Annotated in this window: 4 protein-coding genes; 2 read left to right on the top strand and 2 right to left on the bottom strand. The window is 56.4% G+C overall.

The window, feature by feature from the left end; translation table 11 throughout:
- Positions 1–22 precede the first annotated feature (22 nt).
- Complete coding sequence (locus tag SMC5_RS09940) at positions 23–1072, bottom strand: Fic family protein (protein WP_119088333.1); 1050 nt, start codon at positions 1070–1072, stop codon at positions 23–25.
- Positions 1073–1122: 50 nt separating this feature from the next.
- Complete coding sequence (locus tag SMC5_RS09935; protein WP_119088332.1) at positions 1123–1743, bottom strand: type IV toxin-antitoxin system AbiEi family antitoxin domain-containing protein; 621 nt, start codon at positions 1741–1743, stop codon at positions 1123–1125.
- Between the two features lie 295 nt (positions 1744–2038).
- Here SMC5_RS09935 and SMC5_RS09930 point away from each other — a divergent pair, with 295 nt between their 5' ends.
- Both SMC5_RS09930 and SMC5_RS09925 read left to right on the top strand, forming a co-directional pair.
- Entirely contained in the window at positions 2039–2431 is a 393-nt protein-coding gene (locus SMC5_RS09930) for a DUF6922 domain-containing protein (RefSeq protein ID WP_119088331.1), read from the top strand.
- The coding region (locus tag SMC5_RS09925) for a nucleotidyl transferase AbiEii/AbiGii toxin family protein (protein WP_165849071.1) at positions 2421–2848 on the top strand (428 nt) is incomplete at its 3' end. The genes SMC5_RS09930 and SMC5_RS09925, both read left to right, overlap by 11 nt.

Raw genomic sequence — 2848 nt, 5'->3', positions numbered from 1 at the left:
TCACAGTAACGTGTCACAGTAACTAAGTGTTGGCCTCGTAATGACTAGTAGGATCGTTGGTACTTGACTGGATCGCCCGAACGAGACCGACTTCGGCGAGCTTTCTCAAATGCCGCGCCAGCGTGCGGCGATTCATGTGAAGCTTGGCTTCAAGAGCCAATGGTGTGTTGACGCCGTCTTTGAGGATGGCCGAAAACACACTCAGAGCCGTCCCCGAGAGCCCCGCAGCGCCCGCCTTGATCAGGAGAATGCTGGTCTTGATGACCAGTTCTCCCTTACTCCGCACTTCCTGCATCTGCGTGGCCAGACCACCCACGTAGTACTCGAGCCAGCCGGTCATATCCATATCGTGACCACGCACACTCTGCAGGGCCGCATAGTATGCCGAGCGATCCCGGTCATAGAATTCGCTGATGGTAAACAGGCGCTTGAAGTCATAGTTGCCACGGTACATCACCAACGTGGCCAGCAACCGAGCTGTGCGGCCATTGCCATCAATGAAAGGATGGATGTGCACCAGCTGGAATTGTGCTATGCCGCTCACCAGGACCGTGTTGATTCTTGTGTCTGCATTGAGCCATTGCACAAGGTCGGTCATCAACGGTTCGACTTCATGAGCAGGTGGAGGAGTGTAGACGGTTTCTCTGGTCACCGAATTGACAATCAGGTTCTGTCCCAGCCGATACTGGCCGGGTGTTGCCGAGCCTCCACGCACATCCTTGACCAACCGTTTGTGGATCTCGCGGATCAACGCCTCGGTCATGGGCTCGCCACTGCCGACGTATTCAGCAACCAGGTCAAATGCGGTGCGGTAGTTGAGCAGCTCGCGGACATCGTCCGGGTCGGCCTCTGGTATCGTCTGTCCAGCCAGCAGCTGGGTGGCCTGTTCAAGCGTCAGCTGTGTGCCCTCGATATGCGTCGTGTGATGTGCTTCTAGAGTGAGAGCGTTCGCCTGCATGTCGCGGATCCAGTCGTCCGACAGCTGTGCAGCTGACATGAAGCCAACGGCACGTTCGATTGTCGTCAGATTAGCCGTAATCGCATTGGTGATCGTGAATCTTGGCTCAAACACAGTGACCTCCTCGATTAAGTGTAGTCAAGCGACGAACTGATGCCAACTGGCTATTCCGCCAGGAGAGCTCTGAGGTAGGGCTTGATGACTGAGGTCACCCTGCAGACGGTGGCCATCTCATCGAGTCTGGCAGAATCGAACCTGTGAGACTGAACATACGCTTTGAGCGCTTCGAGCGCAAGGTCTTCACCCAAGGACCCGCGGAGCCTGAAGCAGTCGCAGATCGTCTTCTCGGGTGAGTAAATCCGAAAATGCCCCGCGCCCTCCCTTATGTGCTCGATACCGGGTGAGTAGAACCGCTCCGAGAAGCGAAAGGCTTTGACTGGTGGGAACGACATGCGCGCCGGCGTCATGTTGCGAGGCAACGCAATCGCAACACGTGGCGGGTTGAATGTCGTGAGATCGTAGTAGCTGAGGGCAGAGTAGAGGCAGATGACGGCTGACGGCATGGCCGTGCACACATCGACGAAGTTCTCCCACGCTCCCGCGGTTGCGCCAGATGATGTCAGCTTGTAGAGACCGGGTTTCACCTTGTGCGCTGTGCCTTCGGCGACCAGACTTCTCAACGTGCGTGCCTGGATATGGTACTTGCCTAGCGTGGACCCGCGAACATATCCATGTCCAGCAAGACTTGCTTTCTTTATCTGCTTGTCTGAGTCTCTCTTGTTCATATATTACTCCAATAAGAGTCAAGTGAAGTGAAAACACATCAATCCACACCGAGTATGCAGCATTAAAACGGGATGTCAATGGCCAATTGAATACTCACAACCCATGTGTCACCTACGGCTGCCTGCTTCGCGATACACCAGATTGCAGGTTCCTCGTCAACGCCTCACTCAGTTGATCCGTCACTCCCGCGAAGGCGGGAGTCCATCCTGTCCACAGGAGATCGTCATTCTTTGGCATTACGGATTCTTGTATTACACCTCATGCTGTGTACAATGTCTGCAGGAGGTCCACAAGATGAGTATCGTCGTTCACACGATTCACGGAAGGCAGTATGCCTATGTCTCTCGACGCGAGGGTAAACGCATGGTTCAGACCTACCTTGGTGCCATGAGCAGGCCGGACGTTCAGGCTGTTGTCGAAGGCTTGTCCGAGGAGAAGGGTATCCCTGAGCGCCTGCGCCGCCTGTTTTGGGACACAGATCCTGAATCGCTGGATCCGTCCAGGTATGCAACGGCCATTATCGAACGCGTCCTCGAGATGGGGGATCTGCAGGACGTGCGATGGCTGCAGCATCGTTATACCGGCACCACGATCGCGCAGGTCCTGACGCTTTCGAGAGGGCTGTCGCCACGCTCGCGGGCATTTTGGAACCTGTGGTTTGGCAGGGAGGCGCCCTGTGCACCCTGAATGTCTGCGGCCCAAAGCCGCACGCCTCCTGCCCGTCGTCGTCAAGGCTCTCCAACCGTTTAGCCCAGTCCTGGCAGGGGGTACTGCTCTTGCATTACAGGTGGGTCACCGTGTGTCCGTCGACTTTGACTTCTTCGCCGGGAACGAGTTTGACCCTGTTGCCATCCTTCGGACTGTGCAGACAACCTCAGCCGAAGTCCAGTCGCTGAAGTTGGAGCCGGGGACGGCGGTGATGATCGTGGACGGGGTCAAGGTGTCGCTGTTTCAGTATCCGTACCCCTTTGCCGAGCCCATGGAGTTGTTCAACGGAACGAAGGTTGCAGGAGCCGTCGACATTGCCGGGATGAAGCTCATCGCCATCATGCAGGGTGGTGCGAGGCGCGACTTCGTGGACCTCTACACAGTGCTCAGGACGAC

It is taken from the genome of Candidatus Cryosericum odellii, from assembly GCF_003570935.1.
Classification (GTDB): domain Bacteria; phylum Caldisericota; class Caldisericia; order Cryosericales; family Cryosericaceae; genus Cryosericum; species Cryosericum odellii.
The sequence above is the reverse complement of the archived record's forward strand: the minus strand, read 5'-3'. Positions and strand labels throughout refer to the sequence as shown.

What these genes read in the sequence shown, in the direction of transcription:
- SMC5_RS09930 (WP_119088331.1), top strand. Translation starts at nt 2,039, where the DNA reads ATGAGTATCGTCGTTCACACGATTCACGGAAGGCAGTATGCCTATGTC.
- SMC5_RS09935 (WP_119088332.1), bottom strand. Translation starts at nt 1,743, where the DNA reads ATGAACAAGAGAGACTCAGACAAGCAGATAAAGAAAGCAAGTCTTGCT.